The organism is Olegusella sp. (assembly GCF_057238325.1).
On record NZ_DBHHGF010000001.1, the window covers coordinates 110,095 to 133,479 of the forward strand.

Below are 23,385 nucleotides of genomic sequence, written 5' to 3' on the forward strand. Positions count from 1 at the left end.
GAAAATGGCTGAAAAGATTACTCTTAGCAAGAAGGACCGCCTCGACGTCATGTGGCGTCATCAGTTCCTGCAGGGCTCTTGGAACTACGAGCGTATGCAGAACGGCGGCTGGTGCTATTCCATGGTTCCCGCAATCAAGCGCCTGTACTCCTCTAAGGAGGATCGGTCTGCTGCTCTGAAGCGTCACATGGAGTTCTATAACACTCACCCCTACGTATCCGCACCTGTTATCGGTGTTACGCTCGCTCTTGAGCAGGACCGTGCAAACGGCGCACCGATTGATGATGCAACCATTCAGGGTGTCAAGGTCGGTATGATGGGTCCCCTGGCCGGTGTTGGCGACCCTGTATTCTGGTTCACCGTACGCCCCATCCTTGGTGCCCTTGGCGCCTCGATGGCCGTTTCTGGTAACCCCGTTGGTCCTCTGCTTTTCTTTGTGCTGTGGAATGCAATTCGTCTTGCCTTCCTGTGGTACACCCAGGAGCTGGGTTATAACCTTGGTACCGAGATTACTAAGGACCTTTCTGGTGGCGTGCTGGGTAGGATCACCAACATCGCTTCCATTCTGGGTATGTTTGTTATCGGTGCCCTCGTCGAGCGTTGGGTTTCCATTACCTTTACCCCGACGGTCTCCACGCTTGAGAAGGTTGCTCCCGACAAGTTCGATGCTTCCTATCCCAACCTGATGGCTCTTTCTCAGGGCATTGCTGGTGGCCAGGTAACCCCCGATCAGCTTGCCGCTGGTGTTGCTGATGCAAACTCCGCTCTGAGTGTTGGTAGCGTCCAGGCTGTCGACGGTGGCTATCGTGTCGTTGCTACCGCAACCCTGCAGGATCAGCTCAACTCCCTGATTCCTGGTCTTGTCGCAGTACTTCTTACCTTGGGCTGCGCTAAGCTCCTCAAGAAGGGTGTCTCGCCCATCGTGATCATCCTTGCCCTCTTTGTGGTCGGCATCGTGTTCCATGTGATTGGCCTGATGTAAGTTTTCTGACGATTAGCTTCGTCACTTTGTGTTAGACGGGGTCGTACCCTGCCAGACTCACGACGCGCCTTTTGGCACAAGGAGTCGAGGGTACGACCCTTTTTTGTTAGGTTTGTTTGAGTGTTTTGGCTAAGATATACGCTACTCAGGAAGCATTCTAGATATCAGTCTAGAATCTATGCAGTTCGATAGGATTGGCATGGCACAGTCACTTAATAGCAGTGTTGATTTGACAATAAAAGCTACCTCGCTGCGAGCTATCAGCACCTATGGCAACGTTATGGTGGGCGACCGCGCGTTTGAGTATTACAACGAAAAAAACGTCGAAGACTATGTCCAAATTCCTTGGATCGAAATTGACCATATTGAAGCCGAGGTTCTTGGTAAGAAGAAAATCTCGCGCTTTTTGATATATACAAAAAAAGACGGTAAATTTGCCTTTTCTACTCGTGACAACATTGCAACACTGCGCGCGATGCGCAAGTATTTGCCTGAAGATGCAATGCGGAGCGGCCTAGGATTTTTTAAGGTTTTAAAGCTGGGAGCTACTAAGATTGGCCGTGATATTAAAGGTTTTTTTAGCGGCAACAAGGATAGGGGCTAGATATGGCTCGCAATGTGTATTACAAGCCTGTACGCCTCATTTTGGGCTTTATTGTAGGTGCTGTTATTGCCTATATTGTTGCAGCACGATTTGGTCTTGCCAACGCAAAGACAATCTCTATTGCCATGATTGCCGTAGCGTTGGTGCTGATGATTTTGGTACCACGTGTGTCTCCGCGTCGTATGACTTATGACCTTAATACACCAACTACCTCATCTATTATTGGTAACTTGGTAACACGTATGTGCACCACCTATTTTTCGATTGAGTTGTTGGTGGGCGCATTCTTTATTCACTATGGCTTTGATCGCGTATTCCTTTGCTTTTTTATACAGTTGGCACTGCTTATCGTTTTTGCATCGACCATTTCTTATGCAATGGCCCGTGATTCTCGCAAGGCTGGAGAAGAGGATCCCTTGTCTGCTCGTTTAGGGGCCGCTATGGGCACCGATAGAGTGGAGCAGCTTAAGCGCCAAGCCCGTTTGGCTAAAGCTGAGATGGCTGGTCTTGGCGATGAGGCTCGTGGCTATATTGTTGATTTGGTTGCTGCACTGGAGAAAGCTACCAAGCAGTCCTACGAGGGGACACTTAAGGTTGAGTCGCAGATTGGATCTTTGCTTGACCGCTTGGGTATGGCGGCACGCGACAATGACTCTGTTGAAGCTGCTGAATGTGCGCGACTTGCTGGCCTTTTAGTAGGGGAGCGCGAGAGCTACTTTAGCGGTGCGTTTGAGAGTATTGAGGCCGAGAAGGCTGAAGAGCGCAAACAAGAGTTTGACCGTCGTCGTGGTGAAGCGTTTATTAAGGCTTCGCGTGAGGCTCGCGCCAAAGAAAAGGCAGATAAAGCTGCGAGACGCAAGAATCATTAGGTTTCTTTACTAGAGCTAGACCTGTTTGGCATTCTGCTTATGCGAATAATTCAAACCGTGATTTTTTGAAAAACGTAAGTTGTTTCGTGTGCCGTATCAAAAGCCACACATCGTTTCAAGCGGTCCAGTCCCCGTTTGCCAAAGGCCACAGACTATTTCAATCAGCATCGCCCTGCTTGCCAAACGCCACACATTCTTTCAGGCAGCACGGCCCTGCTTGCCAAACGCCACGTTCTGTTTCAGAAAAAATGTCAAAAGCCACATTCTATTTCAAAGGACCTGACGTTTCCGCAGGTAAATTTTTTGGGTGTGAAGAGATGCGTGGCTTTTGGCTAAAAAAGTGAAGTAGAACGTGGCGTTTGACAATTGGCATGAAACGGAGTGTGGCGTTTGGCACTTGGCATGAAACGGAACGTGGCTTTTGACAGGTAGGACTGCGACAGTTGAAACGATATGTGGCGTTTGGCATCTGGCGTGAAATGAAGCGTGGCGTTTGGCAACAGGCGGGACAATGCGCAGCGGATAGTGCCTCGGATGAAGAGATGTGCTGATTTGCCTACGTCACCTCGGGCTGGCAAACTAGTCAAGATGTGTAAAAGCGCGACTCAGGCTTTTTGCACTGCGTTTCTTGGCGTATAGTTAGCACGTATGCGAGTTGCCTGTCGCAGGTAGGCAGGCTGTAACAAAGAAGGGCAGCACCAGTGGCTACAACAACTATTAGCACCGCAGATTTTCGCAATGGCATGGGTATTTATCTCAACAATCACTACTACACTCTTGTTGAGTTTCAGCATGTCAAGCCTGGTAAGGGCGGTGCTTTTGTGCGCTACACCCTCAAGGATTTGCAGTCTGGCAAGACTCTAAACAACCAGACCTGCAATGCAGGCAGCAAGTTTGAGAGTGTCCAGCTTATTACCCATGAGATGCAGTATCTCTACAATGATGGCATCAACTATGTTTTTATGGACAACGAGACCTACGATCAGGTAACCGTTGATCCCAGCTACATTGGCGATAATGCTCAGTGGCTCAAGGAAAACGACACTTGTCAGCTGCTCTACGCTGATACCGAGCTTCTTGGTGTCCAGCCTCCCATGTTTATTGAGGCTGAGATTACTCAGACTGATCCTGGTTTTAAGGGCGACACTGTTCAGGGTGGTACTAAGCCTGCTACCATCGAGACAGGTGCCACTATTCAGGTGCCTATGTATATCAACCAAGGCGAGCGTGTTAAGGTTGATACGCGTACGGGCAAGTTTGTCCAGCGCGTTTAGTTTTTGCGTTTGATTGTGCGCTGACGTTTATAGTTGATGTGACGTTGGTATAGGCGTTGGTGCACATTTGAATTGTTTGTTCACAGCCGTAGGCGGCTTGTCCGCGGCGCGTCCGAAAGGATCTCACATGTCTAGCTCAGAGCTGAACATCGAAGGTATCGGCATCTCGCGTACGGTCGTGTCATCCATTGTGGCAGCTGCGGCCGAGAAGGTCGAAGGCGTTGCTTCTGTGGGCCAGAAGGCCACTGCTTCCAATTTGGTGTCGTCCTTCTTTGCCACGGGTTCTGCTACGCCTGAAAATGACCCAGTGGATGCTGAGGTTGTTGATGGTAAGCTGCACGCCACTGTGCATCTAACTGTTTTGTATGGCTATCCATTCACCCAGCTAGCTGCCTCTGTACGTGAGGCTGTTGAGCTGGCAGTCCAAGAGCAGATGGGCGTTCAGGTTGACGCTGTGGATGTGTGCATCGATAGCATTGTCTTTCCCAAGGAGTAGCCTCTCGTGCTAAAAGATGGATCTTTTGTCGGACGTAGCCTCGCCCGCTCTCAAGCGCTGCAGTTGCTTTTTCAAGCTGAGTTGCGTGATCGTAGTGTTGAGGACGTCCTAACTCAGGGACCTTGTCTTGAGAAGGGTCCCTTGGATGATTTTGGTCGTGAGTTGGCCTTGGGCGTTGAGAATTCTCTGCGTGAGCTCGATACCATTATTTCGGCGCGTTCTGCAGCTTGGCCTGTGGAGCGTATGCCGCTGGTTGACCGTAACTTGTTGCGCATTGCTATCTACGAAATGCTCTACGTTAAGGAAGTTGATATTGCTGTTGCCATTGATGAATGCGTCGAGTTGGCAAAAGCATATGGCACCGATGAGACTCCGCGTTTTGTGAATGGTATTTTAGGTCGTGTTGCCGATCAGCTTGAAGCAGGAGAAGATCCTGTTGAGTTGTCACGCGCAGAGCTCACATTGCGTAAGGCGTCGTCTGCATCGGGCTTTGGTTGGGAGAGCGAAGCTGCAGGTAACGAAGCTGGGGATGCAGATGCTCTTGATAGACAGACCGCAGTCGAGGTCTTTGAGGGTGCCGATGGGGATGTAGTCACCAGCGGAGGAGAGCTCTAATGGCAAAGCCCGATATTTCACAGTATCGTAGTTTCGACCAGATTTGTGACCGTTTAGACGGAATTATCGGATCTGTGCGCGATAAGGATACTTCCCTCGAGCGTTCACTTGACTTATTTGATGAGGCAATTGCTTTGGGTTCGGCAGCAGTCGAGATGGTCGATGTGACTGAGCTGTCTCCTACAGAAGAAGCGCGTCTTCAGGAAGAGACGGCCAAGGCTACAGAGGACGTTTCTTCTAATGTTGATGCTTCAGTTGAGCAGAGTTCTTCTTCGCAGGATTAGTTGTAATGGCACGTAGGCGTCTCGATCTTGAACTGGTAGAACAGGGATTTTTTTCAAGTCAAACCGAGGCTGCTGCAGCGGTACTTGAGGGACGTGTCTCTACTTCTAATAAACGGCTAGAGCACCCTGGAGACCAAGTCAAACCAGGCATTAATTTGCATGTACGCGGAGCACTTTCCTATGTGTCACGTGGTGGTCTCAAGCTGGAGCATGGTCTTGCTTATTTTGGCATTGATCCTACGGGGTTTGCTTGTCTTGATGTGGGCTGCTCTACAGGCGGTTTTACTGATTGCTTATTGCAGCATGGTGCGGCAACGGTGCTTTCGGTGGATGTAGGTCGTGCTAAGTTTTCTTGGGCGTTGCGCAACGACCCGCGCGTGACCCTGCTTGAGGGTACTAATATCGTGGATGTAGCGACTCCTGAGCGTTGTTCCACCATTGACCTTGCTGTATGCGATGTGTCCTTTACCTCTATCGAGACAATCTTGCCTGCCGTGATGGTCCTGCTTAAACCTACAGCTGCTTTTTTGACCTTGGTGAAGCCACAATTTGAGGCTGCACGCGAAGATGTAGGTGAAGGCGGTATTGTCCGAGACCCCGCTGTTCGTCTTGCCGCTGTGCAAAAAATTTCTGATGCCTTTAGCCAAGCGGGCCTTCGTGTGCAGGGAAGCTGTGAAAGTCCCATTACTGGGCGTAAAGGCAACATCGAGTATCTCCTGTACGGTACTCGTAGCCGCTAGTATCTTGCGTTTGATGTCGCCTTTCATTTCCGAAAAAACTCCCAAGCTTTCACGCTGAGTTTCGGTGCGCTGCGAACCCAGCCCGAAAAGGTCCCAATTTTCTCGTTCAATGAATCGTGAATCCTTTTCTGTTGGCAGCAGAGAATTGGAAACCTTTAAGGCGGCGGCGATGGAGGCGGGGAGGGAAATCTTGCGCCCTTTTAGGTGGCGGTACCCAGCATTGGAAGCAGGATCAAAAAGACACTTTTGCGAAAGAGGGTAGGGTGCGGGACGTGGAAAGGCTGGTGGGTGATACACTGCAAATAAGTTGAAACGTTTTCGCAGAACGGTGAAAACGAGTGCGCACTACTCGCTTGTTGCCAAAACTGCGTTGAATGGAGCCGATGTGAAAGTCCTTTTTGTCCCCAATTATTCACGGGAAGCCGCAGTGGAGGGTGCTCGTCAACTCGCCGAGTGGCTGGAAGAGCAGAACGTTGAGGTTGCATGGGCTCCTGATAAAAAGCTCTTCCCCAATGCACCGGCTGATACAGAAGATGTCAACCTTGTAGTCTCGTTGGGTGGCGATGGCACGCTTCTGCGTGCGGCGCGTCTCGTAGGCTATCAGGAGATCCCTATCATGGGTATTTCCTACGGTCACTTGGGTTTTCTTACTTGCGGTGAGCCAGACGAGATGTTCAAACTGGTGGAAGCAGCACTGGTGGGAGAACTGCACGCTTCCAAACGAGCAACTCTCGACATCGAAGTTGAGTTTGAGCAGGAAGATGACTCTACATGTATGGAACATCATTTTGCGCTTAATGATATGGCGCTCACGCATGGCGCGCGTGGTGACATGATTGTCTTTGATGTGGCGGTCTCAGGTCACCATATCGACCGCCTACGTGGCGACGGTTTTGTTGTGTCAACAGCGACGGGTTCGACAGGCTATGCGCTCGCGGCGGGTGGTCCCATCGTAACGCCCGAGTTCAAAGGCATGGTTTGTGTGCCAGTTGCTCCTCATACGCTGATGGCGCGTGCATTTCTTACCTCGCCGTCTGATGTTGTTGAGATTACTATCAGTGATGAGCGCAACGCAGACCGTCTCTTTTATGCTGACGGTCAGCCTATTGGTGATGGTAAACATCGCGGCATCAAAGCGACTGTGCGCCGCGGTCCTTCGGATATTATTCTTCTTGACCATAGTTCTAGGAGTTTTTACGAGTCGGTTTCACGCGTTTTTTATGGTAAAGCAGGACAATAAACATGATTGATGAGTTGCGTGCGCGTGATGTGGCGCTAATAAAAGATGCAACAATCAACCCGGCTGCAACAGGGCTTACGGTACTTACTGGCGAGACGGGTACAGGTAAGTCTGCTCTACTTTCTTCAATAAAGTTGCTGATGGGTGAGCGCGCCGATGCGGGAGCAGTACGTGAAGGCGCGGATGCCCTTGTTGTAGAAGCTCGTCTTTTTCTTGCCGATGGTGATCCTGATGGCATGATTGTGCGTCGGCGTGTTGAGGCTGGAGGCCGGGGTCGTGTAGATATTGATGGGCATATGGCTTCGGTGCGTGAGCTTGCTGAGCAAGTTGGTAGTTCAATTGATTTGTGTGGGCAGCATGAGCATCAACGGCTTATTAGTCAGTCAAGTCACGCCGCAATGCTTGATGGCTGGATTGGGAACGCAGCGTATGAAGCTCGGGATGCATATGGTGAGGCATTAGCACATGCGCGCGCGGTGTCGCGCGAGCTCGAGCGTGTGCGCGAAGATGGGCGCAACGCGACTGAGCGATTAGATGAAGCGCAGTTTACGCTTAATCGCATCAATGCGGTTGACCCTCACGAGGGTGAGTACGAGGAGCTCGAAGAGCAGTTGCCGCGCTTTGAGCATGCTGAAGCGTTGATGGGCGCCGCTTCGACGGCACATCGGGCGCTGACGGGCGATAATGGTGCGGAAGATCAGCTTTCTGATGCCATATCAAATCTGCGCGAGGGTGCGCGCTATGACAAGCAGCTCGCCCAGCTCGCAGACACTCTTGAAAACGCACTGATCGAAATTGAGGATGCGTCGCGTGAGTTGCGTGATTATCGCGATTCGGTGGACTTTAATCCTGTCGAGCTTGATCAAATGCAAAGTCGTATGGCAAGTCTGCGTGGTCTCATGCGCAGCTATGGCCCTGGTATACAAGACGTGCTTGAACGTCGCGAACGCGCGTCGCGTATTGTGGCGGCAGCAGCTGATGGAGGAGAAGCTCTGCGTAGAGCGGAGGCGGCGTTGGCTGCAGCTGAGGCCACACTTGCTCAAAAGGCAGACGCGCTCGATGCGTTGCGCCAGGAGGCAGGACCTCGCTTTGCTCGAGAAGTAAGCGAGCAAATGACCTTTTTACAGATGGGCAGTGCCTCAATAGAGTTGGCTGTAGAACGCTTGCCGCGCTCGCAGTGGAGTAGCGAAGGGCCTAGCCGCGTAACATTGATGTATCGCCCTGCTGCAGGTCTTACCGCGCGACCCCTTAGGCGTATTGCTTCGGGTGGTGAGGTAAGTCGCGTGATGCTTGCCATCAAGGTGGTACAAGGTGAGACGGACGTTAGCGACACGCTTGTCTTTGATGAGGTGGATGCTGGTGTTGGCGGTGCTACTGCCGTAGCACTGGCACAGATGCTTGCGCGCTTGGGCAAAAGCCATCAGGTAATTGTTGTGACTCACCTCGCACAAGTGGCAGTCCTTGCTACACGTCATTATTTGGTGTCCAAGTCCGATGGGAATGTGCCCGAGACGACCATCGAACAAATCACTGGCGAAGAGCGCGTTTATGAGATTGCCCGTATGCTTTCGGGTGATGAAACAGCAGCGTCTCTTGCGCATGCCCGCGAAATGCTTGAGGAAGCAGCGCGCTAGCGCAATGTAGCGATAAGTGTGGGATTGCTTGAAACTTTATAAAGGAAGGAAGCAGCGCACTAACGCAGCGTTGCAATAAGTTGCTGACTACGCTTGGAAACTTGCTCTGCCAATATAGTAGGTTCAACTTTACGTATATTTGCAAGCTGCAGTAGCGCTTGATGTAGTGCATCAGACATGCTCTGTGCAATATGTACTGCGTCTGCCGCATTGTCTCTCGGAGGATAATCAGTTTCAAGTAACAGTCGCTCAGCAGGCAACTGGCGTGCATATTCGCGCCCGCGCTTGGAGGCGAGCATAAGTTTGCCTATTGAAAAAAGACAACCTGCGCGTACGGCTCGTGTGAGTTCGGGACTGCTTGCAGAAAACCAGTGCATGATGCAAACACAACTGCGTACTACATTTGTCTCTTCCAAAATATCTAACACGGTATCTACCGAACGAACCCCATGAATAGACAAGATTGAACCTGGCTGGATATGGTGTGCAAGACGGTTAAATGCTGCAATCTGAGCATCCTTAGAACCCAGGTGAGCGGCCCCAAAATCCAACCCCACCTCTGCGACCAAACACGGTTTTTTTGTAAGCAGATCTTCTGCGGCGCGTAGCTCTGCTTCCTTGCATTGACTAACCCACCACGGATGGAGACCTACGCCCACAGACCAATCGGTTCCTGCAAGTATCTGGGTGACCTCTGTGTGGCGCTCGGGCGTAACCATGCAGCAGAAGCCTCCTGCTATGTTGCGCTGTTTAAGTTTGCGTGTGGTATCTGGGATATTGGCGCAAAAATCTAGATGGCAATGCATGTCATACAAAGGGATAGGCAAATCGAATATGTCGGCAGAAGAACTCTTCATCTTTTTTACTTTCCCGCACCTGCGCCGCCGACTCCAGCATCAGGTCCACCCTTAATACTAGCAATACGACAAATCACATGTCCCGCGAGCATCTGACCCATGATGGGTGGCATAAATGATGCGGTTCCTAGAGGAGAACGCTCACCTGCGGCAGTACCTTTTACACGATTGAGCGGCACTTCAGTTGAGAAAAGCACCTCAAGCTTTTTGACTCCGCGTTTGCGACAAAGCTTGCGCAAGTCTTTACAGAGCGGGCAGGTATGTGTCTGGCTAATATCGGCAAATTGCAGCAGCTCAGGGCGGACTTTGTTGGCAGCTCCCGTGGCGGCTACCAGGGGAAAGCCCCGTCCTTCACGTTCGAGTTTTTGCACAAGATACGCTAGCTCGAGTTTTTGCGAGATGGTATCAATTGCGTCGATAACATAATCGAGCTTGCCGAGGCAGGGTTCAAAAAGCTCGGGCAGATTATCCCGTGTGACAAAAAGATGGTGGGTCTCAACCTTGCAGGCAGGGTTGATGTCGGCAATCATTTGACGCATTGCGTCGGTCTTGGCCATGCCAATTGTGGAATGGAAAGCGAGCGCTTGTCGATTGATATTGCTGGGTTCAACAACGTCGCGGTCGACCAAAATAAGATGTCCGATGCCACCACGCGCAAGTGCTTCCACGCAGCTGGAACCCACGCCACCCAGTCCTATCACCATTACACAGGCGCTGCTAAGTTTTGCGAGTCCGTCTGCACCAAAGACAGGCAGCAGGCGATCTTGTGCTGAACTATTATTTTGCGAACTAAGAAGCTGGCTGGTGGTTATGGCTGTCATGTATATCCTCGATAAACTATTCCGGCAGTTGCAGGCCGCCTACCATTTAAATAGGAAATACCAGCCTGCTGTTTGTAAATATAACTAAAACGATTTGTAATTATTAGCCTAGAGCTGAGTGTTAGGCGAAAACCTTGATTACGTGAACGAAATATTAATAAAAAGTTAGGCCTAGATTTAATAACTTGTATCAATATATAGCTATTACAAGCGGTGCATACACGCTTTAGGTTTGCTCAAAAGTAAAGGCACGCTATGACTGCTCAAGATGTAGAAGCAAAAAAGAGAATTTTTTCATGGCCCGTAGTCATTGTCGTTGATACCGTGATACTCCTTATTGTGGGATATTTGACTTGGAGAGGTATCGTAGACTCTAATCTATTCGGTCTTGTTATAGGAACATTATTTGCCCTCTCAGTCTTTGAAGACGCATGGATGAAAAATGCTGAGGGGGAGCGTGGCACAGCCAAGCTTTTTGTTTGCTTAGGACTCATTGTCTTTGCTGCTGATGTTATCTCCTATATTGTGTTGTCTGGCAGATAGGTTCGTCTGACGATGTAGAACGATGACATGGGATCGGGGTCATCATTAATTTTATAAAGACTTACATCAGAGATTAGCCACTACCATTGTAGGGAGGTAGTAATCCAGCAATGAATCTTGATCAAGCTCGAGATGATTTTTTGGGCTATCTCACTATTGAGCAGGGAAGCTCACGCAATACTACTGCCTCCTATGGTCGTGACTTGCAGCGCTATGTCGACTATCTTGCCAAGCAAAACATCACGGCTCCGGATTCTGTTAAACGTGCAGATGTGGAGACCTATATTGCTACGCTTTCAGATGAGGGCTATGCAGCGCGTTCCATTGATCGAGCCGTATCGGCCATCCGTAGCTTTCACCGCTTTATGGTGGCTGATCAAATTTGTGAAACATTGCCGACAGCAGATCTACCTGCACCTAAGGCTCCACTTCACCTACCCGATGTGGTGTCGCGCGAGCGCATGGCACGTCTTTTAGATGAGCAAAACTTTAAGGTGACACCACGTCCAGGCGAGAAGGAAGAGTCTTTGCGTTTCCGCAAACGAGTTGCCTGTGGTCTGCGTGACAAAGCAATGCTTGAGCTGCTGTATGGCTGTGGTTTGCGTGTCTCGGAGCTCTGCGGACTCGACCGGCGGACAGTCTTTCTGGATGATGAGCTGCTGCGTGTCTTTGGCAAGGGTTCAAAGGAACGCGTTGTTCCCATTATGGGAGCAGCTGCACGAGCGCTTGTGCGCTATTTGCAGGATGGACGTCCCGTGCTGGAGGGTAGTCGCAGTGGAGATGCCATTTTTCTCTCTACAAGAGGAACGCGCATTACGCGCCAGGCGGTGTTTTCGATAGTGGCAGAGGCGGGGGAGCGCGCAGGTATTCCGACTCCCGAAGGTGCTGATGGAAAGCGTCATGGTTTGCATCCGCATACATTGCGTCACAGCTTTGCAACGCATTTGTTGGAAGGTGGTGCGGACTTGCGCGTTGTGCAGGAGTTGCTGGGACATGCGTCGGTTTCGACGACGCAGCTATATACCCATGTCGACCGTACTCATCTGCGCGAAGTGTATCTTGAGGCTCATCCTCGAGCGCATATTAGCTAGTTTTTTGAGCTGTATTATGGCTTTATGGCGGTGCAATAGCGCCGCTTCGCTTCACACAATTTCTGCTTCACAAAAGCGCACTCAAAAAACGTGCTCATCATTCGACAAAGGGTGCTTTATGAACCCGTTGTCTTCCCTTTAATGCAGACGGTTCAAAACCGTACCAAACAGCTCGAGAAAGTGCAGGTAAATTTTCTTCCGAGGGTGCTTCTTGAACCCGATGCATAACGTTTTCCACAGAAGGTTCAAAAGCGTACCAAGTGTGTGGAGAAACCCCAGATAAAAAATGGCGCGAGGGTGTTTATTGAACCGCCTGCAGGGAAAAGGGCGCTTATTGAACCCGTTGTGGGCAAAAGGGTGTTTTGTGAACCGCCTATGGGAAGGTACAGCTGGAAGGGTGCACGGCGGAGCTGGCTGCGACGGTGCATAATGCGTGGCTGGGCACAAAATGTGAGAACGGTTACAGGTACACCATTAAATCTCCACATTGAGAAAAATAAATTTTGCATTGAATTTCTTGTGGTTATCGCAAATATATTCCACTACATATAGTGGTTTAAAAAATTGAAAGTACTTTCTTTTTAAGAAAGTGCAGGATGTGACTGACGCTAATTCTCAATTTCCTGACGGCATTTTTGCCGTTCGGGGCGCTTTAGTAGCTTTCGGCATAAAAATGTCTAATTGTGTCGGAAAGTGTCGGTAATTCCCTCTATAGTATTGCCACGGCCCTTTTTGGGGCGAGTGTTTGTTGTTGAGAAGAACAGCGACGTGTTAGAAGGGAGGCTCAGATGTATCTCACTGGTTCCAAGCGTGCAAACCTTGATTCCAAGTGCCGTCTGACCCTCCAGGCTGACTATCGTCGTGATTTTCCTGACGGCAAAATCAAGCTCGTTCCCGTTCAGGGCGCGTTGTACGGATTCACTCTTGAGGGCTATGTCAGCTGGGTTACCGGCGTCTGCCCCAACGCGAGCGATCCCAAAAGCGCCGACGCCCGTCGTGCCCGTGCGCTCAATTCTCATGCTGTTGAGGTCGACATTGATGCTGCCGGCCGCATTAGCGTGGGCAAGTCGAGCGAGCAGGACCGCGAACGTCTTGGTCTAAAGCGCGAGGTTGTGATTGCTGGTAACGGCGATCACTTCGAGATTTGGGATGCTGCCCGTTGGGATCAGTTGCAGGCGGATGCAGAGGACGAGGAATTTGAAGCATATCTCTTTGGCTAATCCAAGGTTGTATGTTTTGCCGCTGAAGGAGTGAAGGTTTTGACAGAAGAATATCGACACGTACCCGTGATGCTAAACGAAGTCCTCGCCGTGCTTGATCCCAAAGCAGGGGATGTAGTTTGTGATTGCACGCTTGGGGGAGCAGGGCATAGTGTCAAGCTTGCCGAGCGTATTGCACCTGATGGACTTTCAATTGGCATCGATCAGGATGATGCAGCACTTGCTGCAGCAACCGAGCGCTTTGATACTGAGGTGCCGGAAGCTGAGCGCATCTTTCTCAAGGGCAACTTTGACGAGATGGATAGCTTGCTGCTTAAAGCTGGAGTTCCCGGAGTAGATTGTTTCCTCTTTGACTTGGGAGTTTCTTCTCCGCAACTTGACGTTCCCGAGCGTGGCTTTAGCTACCACGAGGACGCACCACTTGATATGCGCATGGATCCGGAAAACAATCCAAAAAACGCAGCAGAGGTCATCAACACTACAAACGAATCCGACCTCGCCCGGATCCTCCGCGTATATGGGGACGAACGCTTTGCCAAACGTATTGCTCACGAGATTTGCAAACGGAGGGAACAGGCGCCAATTGAGACGACGCTTCAGCTGGTAGATGTTATCAAGTCAGCAATTCCTGCAGCAGCGCGCCGCAGTGGTGGACATCCTGCGCGTAAGACCTTCCAAGCGTTGCGCATCGAGGTAAATCATGAACTGGATGCACTCGAGCAGGGCCTGCGCGCGGCAGTTCGTTGGGCTAATCCTGGTGGCCGCATCTGTGTGATTTCGTATCACTCACTTGAGGATCGTATCGTCAAGCATGTGTTTGCCGAGTACTCACATGACAACACGCCGCCTGATATTCCGATTTCGACTTACGTGCCGATACTCAAAGTCACGACCCGCAAGCCCCTCATCGCCACTGACGAGGAGGTTGCCCAGAACGCGAGGGCAAGAAGCGCGCTTCTTAGAGCCGCTCTCAAGCTCGACGAGAAGGGCAAGGTATAGCAACTCCGACCCTCGGGTCGTCTTGCAAGGTGTTATTGCACTATCGCAGCATAAATGAAGTACTACGCAACAGCACAAAGTAGAACGAAGCTTAAACGCACTACCAACGCACCACCAATGAAGTACCACCGCAACACAAACGATGGAGAGCTTAAGCTCTCAGATAGGAAGCAGAACAATGGTTTATGAGGGGGCTGAGGCACTTCGTCTCGAAGGCGCACAAGCACGTAGTGCGCGCCCCTACGGCGCACCAGTTGCTGCCCCCTCCTTCGAAGTTTACGAAGGTGGCGGTCTCGACGCTCGTGCCCGTCAGGGAGTCGATTCTACATTCATCTCTCGTGTACGCATGGTTGCCATTGTGGTGCTTGCCGTTGTTATTGTAGGAGCATTTCGTGTAGCTCTATCTGCGGCAACGGTGAATTCACTTCAGGCTAGTTTAGGCTTGCGGAGCAAAGTTGAGAGTTTGCAAAACATGAACGCTAAACTTGAGATTGAACGTTCAGTAGAGTCTTCCTCACAACGTATTATTGCGATTGCAACTCAGAATTACGGCATGGTATACGCCAGCGATGTGGATACCATCAGGCTTGATCACAAAAGCACAGATACAAGCAGCGCAATCTCTGAAGCCTCGAGTAAAGTCGAGTCCTAAGATGACCCGCTCGAGGGGTCGAGGCTTCGGGGATGTACCCGGAGCCTCTTATGATGAGGCTCGCCGCAATCGTGAAGAAATGCGTCGCCAGCGCTTTGGATCGCAAGGTCAGGGTGCGACTGATTATGGCTTTGCTATTATCTTTCGCTGGTTTTTAGCAGTGGCTATTGTAGTCGCGGCGCGTTTACTTATTTTGCAAGTGATTGATGCTCCCAAGCTTGCGGCTACGGGCAAAGCGCAGCGCACCAATACCATTGCGCTACATGCCAAGCGTGGCACTATCTACGATCGCAATGGTAATGTGCTTGCGGTGAGCGAAGACTGCAAAACCATTTATGCCAATCCTAAAGAAATATCTGATGTACGCAAAGCCGCTCGTGCGTTGGCAAAGGTGTTTGGTGGCATGTCTTCGGACTATATTCCTAAACTGCGCCAAGATGCGAGTTTTGTCTATGTGCGTCGTCAGGTTGATACCAAACTTGCAAAAGAGCTTCAGACCGAACTTGAAAAAAACAAGCTCACTGGCATTTACTTTCTTGATGACACCAAGCGTGTCTACCCCTACAAGGGGGTAGCGGGTCAGATACTTGGTGTTGTTGGTGTGGATGGGGAAGGTCTTTCAGGCCTTGAACTTTACTACGAAGACATTCTGCATGGCAGTGATGGTGAGATGATTATGGAGCGCGGCCTGTATGGCGAGCCCATTGCGGGTGCTACTGCCGAGATTACGCCTGCCAAAAACGGTGCTGACATCATGATTGGTCTTGATATCAATATCCAGCAGGTTGCCGAAGAACAAATTACTGAGGCAGTCAAGACCTATACCGCTGATTCTGGCTCGGTTATGGTGACCGATCCGACAACGGGGGAAATCCTTGCTGCTTGCTCGACACCTCTTCTTGATTTGACGGATCTTTCGGAGGCAGAAGACGCAGCCTATACTCTGCGTCCAGTTACTAGCTCATACGAGCCGGGTTCGATTTTTAAAGTTCTTACCGCTGCTATCGGTGTTGATAACAAATTAATGGAAGACACAAGTACCTGGACAGTGCCTGCTGAGGTCAAAGTAGGCGACAATTATGTTACCGATGTCGATAACCGCGACTACACAATGACCATGAGTCTTCGCGAGATTATGCGTCGTTCGTCCAATACCGGTATGGCTCTCATTGGTCAGCAGGTTATCGGTCCCAAGCGTTTCTCGCAAGGTGTTGATGATTTCCATATTGGCCATAAAACTGGTATTGACTACCCCGGCGAAACCAAAGGCATTGTAAAAACAATGAAGCAGTACGACGGCTCTACTCTGGGCAATATGGCCTTTGGCCAAGGTCTTGCCATTCCGATGGTACAAATGGTTGAGGCGGTGGGCTCTGTTGCCAATGGTGGCACGCTCTATACTCCTCATTTTCTCAAGACCAAAGATGGCAAAGAGGTGGAATGGAAGAGTCATGGCAAATCAGTCTCGTCCAAGACCTGTGCCATGGTGACCGATATCATGCGTACCGTTGTCGATGAAGGTACAGCAATGGATGGTGATGTTGAGGGTTACGATGTTGCAGCAAAAACGGGTACAGGTCAGCAGGTCACCGAAGACGGATCTGGCTACAAGCCCGATAGCTTTGTGTCTTCTCTTATCGGTTTTGCAAATGCTAGTGACCCTCGAGTTTTGGTCTATGTAGGTCTTAACGGTACGGGATATCACGGCTCCGCAGCAGGACCTGCATTCTCGGCTATCATGAGTGAAGCACTTTCTGACATGGGAGTCAGACCGGCGAGTGATGAATAGCGCAAGGAGTGCCGATGCTAGATTTGAACGTCGCAGATATTGCGGCTGCAACTGCTGCAACTATAGTGTGTGGAGATACAGACAAGCAGGTCACAGCAGTAGAAACAGATTCGCGCCGCGTAGCGGCGGGGATGCTTTTGGTTTGCTTTCCTGGTGAGCATGTTGATGGCAATGATTTTGCTGCATCTGCAGTAAAAGCAGGCGCTGCTGCTATCGCTTTGACACGTGAACCTACATTCGATCTTGTGGCTGCAGCTCAGAGTGCCTCCTGTGCGCTCCTGCGCGTTGCGGATGATGACCCTACAGAATTTATGCTACGTCTAGCCGAGGCGTGGCGTCTTCGTAACCCCCAATGGGCTGTTGTAGGCGTAACGGGCTCGGTAGGTAAAACCACCACCAAAGATTTGCTAGCAGCGGGTCTCGGTGCTTGCTGGAAGACACACGCTACTGCAGGTAATTTTAATAATCTGATTGGCCTGCCCCTCACCTTGCTTTCGGCTGATCCCAGCGATGAAGTTGTGGTTTGTGAGATGGGCATGAATCACAAAGGCGAGCTTTCGCGTCTTACCAAAGTGGCACGCCCAACCGTAGCGTTGATTACCAATGTTGGTACGAGTCACATTGGCCTGTTGGGTAGCCGCGAAAACATTGCGCGCGCTAAAGCAGAAATTATCGAAGGCCTCCAGCCCAGCGCAGTGCTGCAGCATGTATCAATCGGTGACGTGCAATCTTGTTTGGTTATGACCAGCGACAATGATTTTGCCTCCTTTATTGAAGAAGAGTTTTGCCGTCCTGCAGCAGTTGAGACGAGCTATGTTGGTGTAGGCGAGAAGAGCGCCCTGAGCTGCGGTTCCATTGCTCTTGACGAGGTGGGGCGTCCTGAGTTTGATGTGAGTTTCCCCGATGGCGCTATACGCCACAGTACGTTACAGGTCCCTGGCGCGGCGGTTGTTTCTGATTATCTCCTTGCTCTTGCTATTGCCGAGCGCTTAGGTGCCAATAGAGATAGGGTCTGCTCTGCTATGGAGCACATGTCTGCTTCTCATATGCGCCTTGAGGTAGTTGGCGGTGGCGAGCAGCCCCGTCTTATTGATGACTCCTACAATGCTAGTCCCACCTCAATGGCAGCTGCTCTCGATGTACTTGCATCTCTTCCTTGCACCGGCAGGCGTATTGCAGTGTTGGGCGAGATGGGGGAGATGGGCGTTGAATCTGCCCGTCTTCATGAGTACGTGGGCTGTTATGCAGCGGCGAAAAAACCTGACCTTATTGTGTGGGTTGGTACAAAAGATGCAGCCCTTATGCGCGAAGCGGCGCTCGTTATGGGGTTTTCTGATGACCGTATGGAATCTTTTTCTGATGCAGCAGCCGCGCTCGCCACTATCAAGCCTATCCTTAATGCCAAAGACCTTGTTTTGGTGAAAGCCTCGCGTTCGGCAGGCCTTGATGCGTTTGTGAAAGGAGTACTTGCCTAATGTTTGGCAGTCCTGCATACCCTAGTTACCGAATCTTTTTAGCAACTGCTATTGCCGCAGTAGTTTCTATAGTGCTCATGCCGTTCTTTATCAAGCTGATGCATCACGAACATGTAGGACAGCAAATTCGTGCTGACGGTCCTGGTACCCATCTTGTCAAGCAGGGCACTCCAACGATGGGTGGCATTATTATTTTGCTTGCTGCCTTAGTAGCGACAGCTATTCAGGCGCATTGGACGCCTGGTCTCAAGCTTGCTGTAATTGCAACTTTGCTTACAGGCTCTTTGGGTCTGCTTGATGATATTGAGTCAGTGGCTCACAAACGCTCACTCGGTTTGACTCCCGGCCAAAAGATGCTTGGGTTAGCTTTGATTTCACTGGGTTTTTGTACCCTTGCGGTGAATTTTTGTTATGTGCGTCCTACAGTGGAATTTCCAGGCGGTTTTACCATTGATTTAGGGGTATTGACTTCTCATTTTTTGATTTTTGGTAAATGGGTTCATTTCCCTTGGCTCTACCTTATCTTTGTATTCTTGCTTATGGCTGGTCTGTCCAATGCGGTCAATCTTACCGATGGTCTGGATGGCCTGGCTGGTGGCTGTTCGATGGTTGTTTTTTTGATTATGGCGCTGGTTGCTTTTTCATATGATGAAGCAAATCTTGCCGTTTTTGCAGGATCTCTTGCTGGCGCTATCGTTGGTTTTCTTTGGTATAACTGCTATCCTGCTCAGATTTTTATGGGTGATACAGGTTCTTTAGGTCTAGGTGCCGCTTTTGCAGCTCTTGCGGTACTTACCAAAACCGAGGTGAGCTCGCTGGTCATGGGAGGTCTCTTTATCGTTGAGGCACTTTCAGTCATGATTCAGGTTGCGTCCTTCAAACTGACGGGAAAGCGTGTCTTTTTGATGGCTCCTCTTCATCACCATTTTGAAAAGAAGGGCTGGTCGGAGACCAAAGTTGTCATTCGTTTTTGGATTGTGTCTGCTGCTTTTGCTGCGCTTGGTTTTGCTCTGTACTTCCAGCTTCGCTAGGGCAGAGTAGAGAAAAAAAGAACTTGTAAGAGACGCGGTTTTAAGCGTCTGCTAATTGCTGGGGGAGTCTTGCAAGATGACAGAAAGCCAAACTGTTCTGGGTCATGTGCTCGTCCTCGGAATGGGGATGACTGGCGAGTATGTCGCGCGTTATTGTGCGGCTTTGTTGGGCGGTCGCGTCTTGTCTGTCACACTTTATGGTGGGGCAAGTTCTGCTAAAGGTGATGCAAGTGAGGCTTTAACGGCGCAAGGTGTTCACTGCGTGCTGGGCTGCGAAGCAGTGGAGGGCAACTATGATCTCTGCATTGCTTCTCCTGGTATTTCTGAATTTTCACCTTTTTTTGTGGCAGCCAAAAACTGCAGCAAGGAGATTATTTCTGAGCCCGAGTTTGCCTGGTGTGAATCGCCACGCAATTGGATTGCTATCACAGGTACTAATGGCAAGACCACCACAACTAGCTTGACGACTGCGATTTTGCACGAAGGTCAGCTTAGGGCAACGTCGGTAGGCAATATTGGCTTTCTTGCGACCAAAGCACTTGCAGGGCGAGCTGACGATGAATGGTTTGTGGCAGAGCTTTCGAGTTTTCAATTGGCCTGTAGCAAGACTTTGCATCCTCGTGTTGCGATGCTGCTGAATGTAACGCCTGATCATATCGCTTGGCATAAGTCGATTGAAAACTACGCCGCTGCCAAAGAGCGCATCTTTGCCAATCTTGAGGCAGATGACCTCGCTATCATCTCTGATACCGATGCGTGGTGCTGTGCTATTGCAGAGCGTCTACAGGCTCGCAATCTGCGGGTTTGTCTGCTTAATCCTGCACGTGATGCAGGTAGTTCTTGTGCTGCTTTTGTGCGAGCGGGGCAGTTAGTAGTTCGCCTAGACGGTACTGAGTACCTTTTGGTGCGTGCCGACGAATTGCAGATAAAAGGTGAGCATAATCTTGCTGATGCACTTGCTGCTGCGGCTGCAGCACTTGAGTTGGGCATTGATGCTGAAGCTGTTAATCGTTGCTTAAAAAGCTTCCATCCGCTTGAGCACCGTATTGAACCCTGTGGTGAGCTTAAGGGCGTTCACTTTGTGAATGATTCCAAGGCTACCAATGTTGATGCCACAGAAAAAGCGTTGGCAGCTTTCAAACCAGGCTCGTTGGTGTTGCTACTTGGTGGCCATGACAAGGGCACTAATCTTGATGAACTGAGCAAACTTGTAGTCAAAACCTGTGCTGGCGTTGTTTGTTTTGGCGAAGCAGGACCGCGTTTTGCAAAGACTATCCGTGCACATGTAAGTAAAGACTCGACGCTGCATCTGCGGACTGTGGCACATCTTGCTGATGCTGTGGATACCGCTTGGGAGCTTGCCCATGATGGTCAGACCATCTTGCTATCTCCCGCCTGCTCTAGTTTTGATGAATTTTCTGGTTTTGAAGAGCGTGGGCGTGTCTTTAAGGACCTTGTAGTCCGCCTCATTGCTGCAGGAGGTTTGCAGCATGAATAGAAGCGGTAGACGTGACGCATCTTCGCGTCAAAGAGGAAGAATCGAGCGGGCTATCAGTGGATGCCCCGAGCGTTTTGTACGACCTTTGACCCTGTTTTTGGTGGCATCCTTTGCGCTTTTTCTTTTTGGCTTGGTGATGATTTATTCTGCCTCGTCCATTATGGCGCTCACGAGTAAAAACTTTAACAACGATACTACTTTTTTTGTTTCGCGCCAGCTTAAGTATGCCGCTATTGGACTTGTGATTTTGGTCTTTCTTGCAAAGGTTGATTACCACATTTGGGGCGTTAAGTTGCTGCCAGTGTTTTGGGTCATTACCTTAGTGTTGCTGCTTATTGTTAAATTCACCTCATCTGGCTCTGATTCTTATGGCGCTACTCGTTGGATTTCCATTGCTGGTTTTAGATTTCAACCGTCCGAGTTTGCAAAAATTGTCATTGTGCTGACGGGTGCCAATCTTGCGCACGCATACTTTGAGGATGACTCTATTCCCTTTAAAAAATTTGTTTGGCTTTCTGTGGTTGGTATTGGTCTGCCCTTGTTGCTCATCCTTATTCAACCTGATAAGGGTACGACGATGATCTGTGCGGCAACACTGCTGGTTATGGTCTATCTCAGTGGCGTACCAGGCAAGCCCCTTGTTATGCTTGCGGGTGTTGGCGTCGTATTTTTCTTTGCCTATTCAATGAAAGATGCTTATTCGCGTCAGCGTATTCTTACGGTCTTGAACCCTTGGTCTGATCCTCTTGTTACGGGGTATCAGATTATCCAAGGTTTTTACGCCTTTGCGGCTGGCGGTATTTTTGGCGTCGGCATTGGAGCAAGTAGGCAAAAATACTCGTATCTTCCCTTTGCCCACAACGACTTTATTTTTGCTGTGGTAGGCGAAGAATGTGGTCTTGTAGGCACTTTGGGTGTAGTTGCAGGTTTTGCAGTGATCTTTTGGGCAGGTATGCGCATATCTCGCAATGCGCCTGACCTTGCCGGTAGGCTTATTGCTGCAGGTAGTGTATCGATGATGGTAATTCAGCTCTTCGTTAATATCTGTGGCGTTTTGGCAATTATGCCCATGACGGGTAAGCCCGTACCGTTCCTGTCTTATGGCGGATCTTCGATTATTTCAACATTGATGACAGTAGGCGTGGTGACATCAGTCGCTCTGCATTCACGCCTGGAAGAGACTGAGTCTGATCGTCGTCGTGAAGATTTCTCACTTGCGTCTCGCGGTCGCGCGCCTCGGAGTTATGAGGATAGCGGTATGGTTGGAGAAGCAGTGCCACGTTCTGTTCGTCCGTTAGGTACGCCTCTAACGCAGAGTACGCCGCTTACATCCAGCTCTGCTCGTCCACGTTTTCAAGTATACGAGGGTGGGAGTGGTAATCCTGTTGCTCAGCCACGTGCCAATCACACAGATTTGCAAAATCGTGGTCGCATTAGCGAAGATGCATATGGTCGCAGAAGAATAGACCTGGGACCGGATGCAGCGGAGCGCCTGCGTCCCAAACGCAATAATTCGGCTCGTCAAAGAAGGAGTGATCGACGTGGAAGATAAGCTCAAGATTGCTATTGCTGCGGGCGGTACTGCAGGCCACATCAATCCTGCGCTGGCGCTTGCCGATGAACTTGCTTCTCGCGGTCATGAAGTGCTTTTCTTTGGCCAGTCAACTCGTCTTGAGGCTCAACTAGTGCCGGCAGCGGGTTTTGATTTTGCACCAATTTGTGTAACGGGTTTTGATCGCAGTCGTCCTTGGACTGCCTTGAGTGCAGTTTGGCATATGCATAAGGCCGAGGGTACGGTAGGCAAGATTGTGGCTGACAAAAGCATGCCCGATGTTGCTATTGGCTTTGGTGCCTACGTTGAGATGCCCTTGCTGCGTTGGTGCACATCACATGGCGTGCCTTATGTACTTCATGAGCAAAATTCTGTACCAGGGCTTGCCAATAAACTCTGTGCCAAGCATGCGTCTTGCCTCTGCTTGTCTTTCCCTGCAGCGCGTGGTGCCTTTGCGGGCAAAACAGGCGAGCAGACCCAAGTGGTGCTTACGGGAAATCCCGTGCGTCGCGCTGTAGTGCAGGCGAGTAGACGTGCAGGCCGTGCCACTTTTGGCATACCTGAGGATGCCACACTACTTTTAGTCTTTGGCGGTAGCCTGGGCGCTCGTCACCTCAATCATCGTATTGCTGAGCTCAAAACACAGTTACTAGCACAGGATAATCTCTATATCATTCACTCGACAGGTGCCAAGGACTATGACGAGACGCTTGCTGCTTTGGATTTGACTGCAGAGGAGAAGGCTCGCTGGCAACTGTTGCCGTACATAGAGGATATGGGAGGAGCACTAGCAGCTGCTGACCTTGTCGTATCTCGCGCAGGCGCTTCGTCCATTGCAGAAATTGCAGCGCTTGCAGTGCCCTCGGTATTAGTTCCTTATCCTTTTGCAACAGAAAATCATCAGGAGACCAATGCTCATTTGCTGGTAGATGTAGGGGCCGCTCTCATGTACATCGATGAGGCTATTGATGAGCAAAGCTTTGCCGATGGCCTGTTAGGATTGCTCGCGGATGCCGATGCTCGCGCTCAGATGCGCACCGCTGCTCAAGGTCTTGGTGGGGCAACTGCTGTTGCAGCTTTGGCAGATCAAGTGGAAGCCACCGCTCGTCGTTAAGGTCG

Annotated in this window: 23 protein-coding genes; 21 read left to right on the top strand and 2 right to left on the bottom strand. The window is 50.4% G+C overall.

Going from position 1 to position 23,385, the window contains the following annotated elements:
* Window positions 1–4 precede the first annotated feature (4 nt).
* The 10 genes from ACO5JD_RS00450 (at window position 5) to ACO5JD_RS00495 (ending at window position 8,738) form a co-directional block, all read left to right on the top strand.
* The gene (locus ACO5JD_RS00450) at window positions 5–982 is read left to right on the top strand and encodes a PTS system mannose/fructose/sorbose family transporter subunit IID (RefSeq protein ID WP_021625986.1); all 978 of its coding nucleotides are present in this window, start codon (window positions 5–7) and stop codon (window positions 980–982) included.
* 178 nt (window positions 983–1,160) lie between these two features.
* Entirely contained in the window at window positions 1,161–1,586 is a 426-nt protein-coding gene (locus ACO5JD_RS00455; protein WP_484986941.1) for a DUF956 family protein, read from the top strand.
* 2 nt (window positions 1,587–1,588) lie between these two features.
* Complete coding sequence (locus tag ACO5JD_RS00460) at window positions 1,589–2,455, top strand: hypothetical protein (protein WP_021625988.1); 867 nt, start codon at window positions 1,589–1,591, stop codon at window positions 2,453–2,455.
* A 701-nt stretch (window positions 2,456–3,156) separates the two neighbouring features.
* The gene (gene efp / locus ACO5JD_RS00465; RefSeq protein ID WP_035438479.1) at window positions 3,157–3,729 is read left to right on the top strand and encodes an elongation factor P; all 573 of its coding nucleotides are present in this window, start codon (window positions 3,157–3,159) and stop codon (window positions 3,727–3,729) included.
* A 127-nt stretch (window positions 3,730–3,856) separates the two neighbouring features.
* Entirely contained in the window at window positions 3,857–4,225 is a 369-nt protein-coding gene (locus tag ACO5JD_RS00470) for an Asp23/Gls24 family envelope stress response protein (RefSeq protein ID WP_021625990.1), read from the top strand.
* Window positions 4,226–4,231: 6 nt separating this feature from the next.
* Window positions 4,232–4,840, top strand: a complete 609-nt coding sequence (nusB, locus tag ACO5JD_RS00475; protein ID WP_484986943.1) for a transcription antitermination factor NusB — start codon at window positions 4,232–4,234, stop codon at window positions 4,838–4,840.
* Window positions 4,840–5,124, top strand: a complete 285-nt coding sequence (locus tag ACO5JD_RS00480) for an exodeoxyribonuclease VII small subunit (RefSeq protein ID WP_484986945.1) — start codon at window positions 4,840–4,842, stop codon at window positions 5,122–5,124. Before nusB ends, ACO5JD_RS00480 begins: the two co-directional genes overlap by 1 nt.
* A 5-nt stretch (window positions 5,125–5,129) precedes the next feature.
* Window positions 5,130–5,864 (top strand): TlyA family RNA methyltransferase, encoded by a 735-nt coding sequence (locus ACO5JD_RS00485; RefSeq protein ID WP_484986947.1) that lies wholly within the window; start codon window positions 5,130–5,132, stop codon window positions 5,862–5,864.
* Window positions 5,865–6,249: 385 nt separating this feature from the next.
* Window positions 6,250–7,104, top strand: a complete 855-nt coding sequence (locus tag ACO5JD_RS00490) for an NAD(+)/NADH kinase (RefSeq protein WP_484986949.1) — start codon at window positions 6,250–6,252, stop codon at window positions 7,102–7,104.
* 2 nt (window positions 7,105–7,106) lie between these two features.
* Entirely contained in the window at window positions 7,107–8,738 is a 1,632-nt protein-coding gene (locus tag ACO5JD_RS00495) for a DNA repair protein RecN (protein WP_021625996.1), read from the top strand.
* 59 nt (window positions 8,739–8,797) lie between these two features.
* On the opposite strand, the gene ACO5JD_RS00500 is transcribed toward ACO5JD_RS00495, so the two are convergent.
* Window positions 8,798–9,595: a TatD family hydrolase gene (locus ACO5JD_RS00500; RefSeq protein WP_484986951.1), complete on the bottom strand. Its 798-nt coding sequence runs from the start codon at window positions 9,593–9,595 to the stop codon at window positions 8,798–8,800.
* 5 nt (window positions 9,596–9,600) lie between these two features.
* Window positions 9,601–10,416 (bottom strand): tRNA threonylcarbamoyladenosine dehydratase, encoded by an 816-nt coding sequence (locus tag ACO5JD_RS00505; RefSeq protein ID WP_484986953.1) that lies wholly within the window; start codon window positions 10,414–10,416, stop codon window positions 9,601–9,603.
* A 255-nt stretch (window positions 10,417–10,671) separates the two neighbouring features.
* Here ACO5JD_RS00505 and ACO5JD_RS00510 point away from each other — a divergent pair, with 255 nt between their 5' ends.
* From ACO5JD_RS00510 to ACO5JD_RS00560, 11 genes are all read left to right on the top strand, one after another.
* Complete coding sequence (locus ACO5JD_RS00510) at window positions 10,672–10,959, top strand: hypothetical protein (RefSeq protein ID WP_021625999.1); 288 nt, start codon at window positions 10,672–10,674, stop codon at window positions 10,957–10,959.
* Window positions 10,960–11,069: 110 nt separating this feature from the next.
* On the top strand, window positions 11,070–12,050 hold the full coding sequence (locus ACO5JD_RS00515; protein ID WP_484986955.1) for a site-specific tyrosine recombinase: 981 nt from the start codon (window positions 11,070–11,072) through the stop codon (window positions 12,048–12,050).
* A 788-nt stretch (window positions 12,051–12,838) separates the two neighbouring features.
* Window positions 12,839–13,270 (top strand): division/cell wall cluster transcriptional repressor MraZ, encoded by a 432-nt coding sequence (locus ACO5JD_RS00520; RefSeq protein ID WP_484986957.1) that lies wholly within the window; start codon window positions 12,839–12,841, stop codon window positions 13,268–13,270.
* 39 nt (window positions 13,271–13,309) lie between these two features.
* Window positions 13,310–14,269, top strand: a complete 960-nt coding sequence (rsmH, locus tag ACO5JD_RS00525) for a 16S rRNA (cytosine(1402)-N(4))-methyltransferase RsmH (protein WP_084170328.1) — start codon at window positions 13,310–13,312, stop codon at window positions 14,267–14,269.
* 178 nt (window positions 14,270–14,447) lie between these two features.
* On the top strand, window positions 14,448–14,921 hold the full coding sequence (locus ACO5JD_RS00530; protein ID WP_484986959.1) for an FtsB/FtsL family cell division protein: 474 nt from the start codon (window positions 14,448–14,450) through the stop codon (window positions 14,919–14,921).
* 1 nt (window position 14,922) lies between these two features.
* Window positions 14,923–16,710 (top strand): peptidoglycan D,D-transpeptidase FtsI family protein, encoded by a 1,788-nt coding sequence (locus ACO5JD_RS00535; RefSeq protein WP_484986961.1) that lies wholly within the window; start codon window positions 14,923–14,925, stop codon window positions 16,708–16,710.
* 14 nt (window positions 16,711–16,724) lie between these two features.
* Window positions 16,725–18,185 carry a UDP-N-acetylmuramoyl-tripeptide--D-alanyl-D-alanine ligase gene (locus ACO5JD_RS00540; protein WP_484986963.1) on the top strand — a complete coding sequence of 487 codons (1,461 nt, stop codon included), beginning with the start codon at window positions 16,725–16,727 and terminating at the stop codon, window positions 18,183–18,185.
* Window positions 18,185–19,216 carry a phospho-N-acetylmuramoyl-pentapeptide-transferase gene (mraY, locus tag ACO5JD_RS00545; RefSeq protein ID WP_021626009.1) on the top strand — a complete coding sequence of 344 codons (1,032 nt, stop codon included), beginning with the start codon at window positions 18,185–18,187 and terminating at the stop codon, window positions 19,214–19,216. The genes ACO5JD_RS00540 and mraY overlap by 1 nt, the downstream gene beginning before the upstream one ends.
* A 76-nt stretch (window positions 19,217–19,292) precedes the next feature.
* The gene (murD, locus tag ACO5JD_RS00550) at window positions 19,293–20,714 is read left to right on the top strand and encodes a UDP-N-acetylmuramoyl-L-alanine--D-glutamate ligase (RefSeq protein ID WP_484986965.1); all 1,422 of its coding nucleotides are present in this window, start codon (window positions 19,293–19,295) and stop codon (window positions 20,712–20,714) included.
* Window positions 20,707–22,266: an FtsW/RodA/SpoVE family cell cycle protein gene (locus tag ACO5JD_RS00555; RefSeq protein WP_021626011.1), complete on the top strand. Its 1,560-nt coding sequence runs from the start codon at window positions 20,707–20,709 to the stop codon at window positions 22,264–22,266. The genes murD and ACO5JD_RS00555 overlap by 8 nt, the downstream gene beginning before the upstream one ends.
* Window positions 22,256–23,380, top strand: a complete 1,125-nt coding sequence (locus tag ACO5JD_RS00560; RefSeq protein ID WP_484986967.1) for a UDP-N-acetylglucosamine--N-acetylmuramyl-(pentapeptide) pyrophosphoryl-undecaprenol N-acetylglucosamine transferase — start codon at window positions 22,256–22,258, stop codon at window positions 23,378–23,380. Before ACO5JD_RS00555 ends, ACO5JD_RS00560 begins: the two co-directional genes overlap by 11 nt.
* Window positions 23,381–23,385 lie beyond the last annotated feature (5 nt).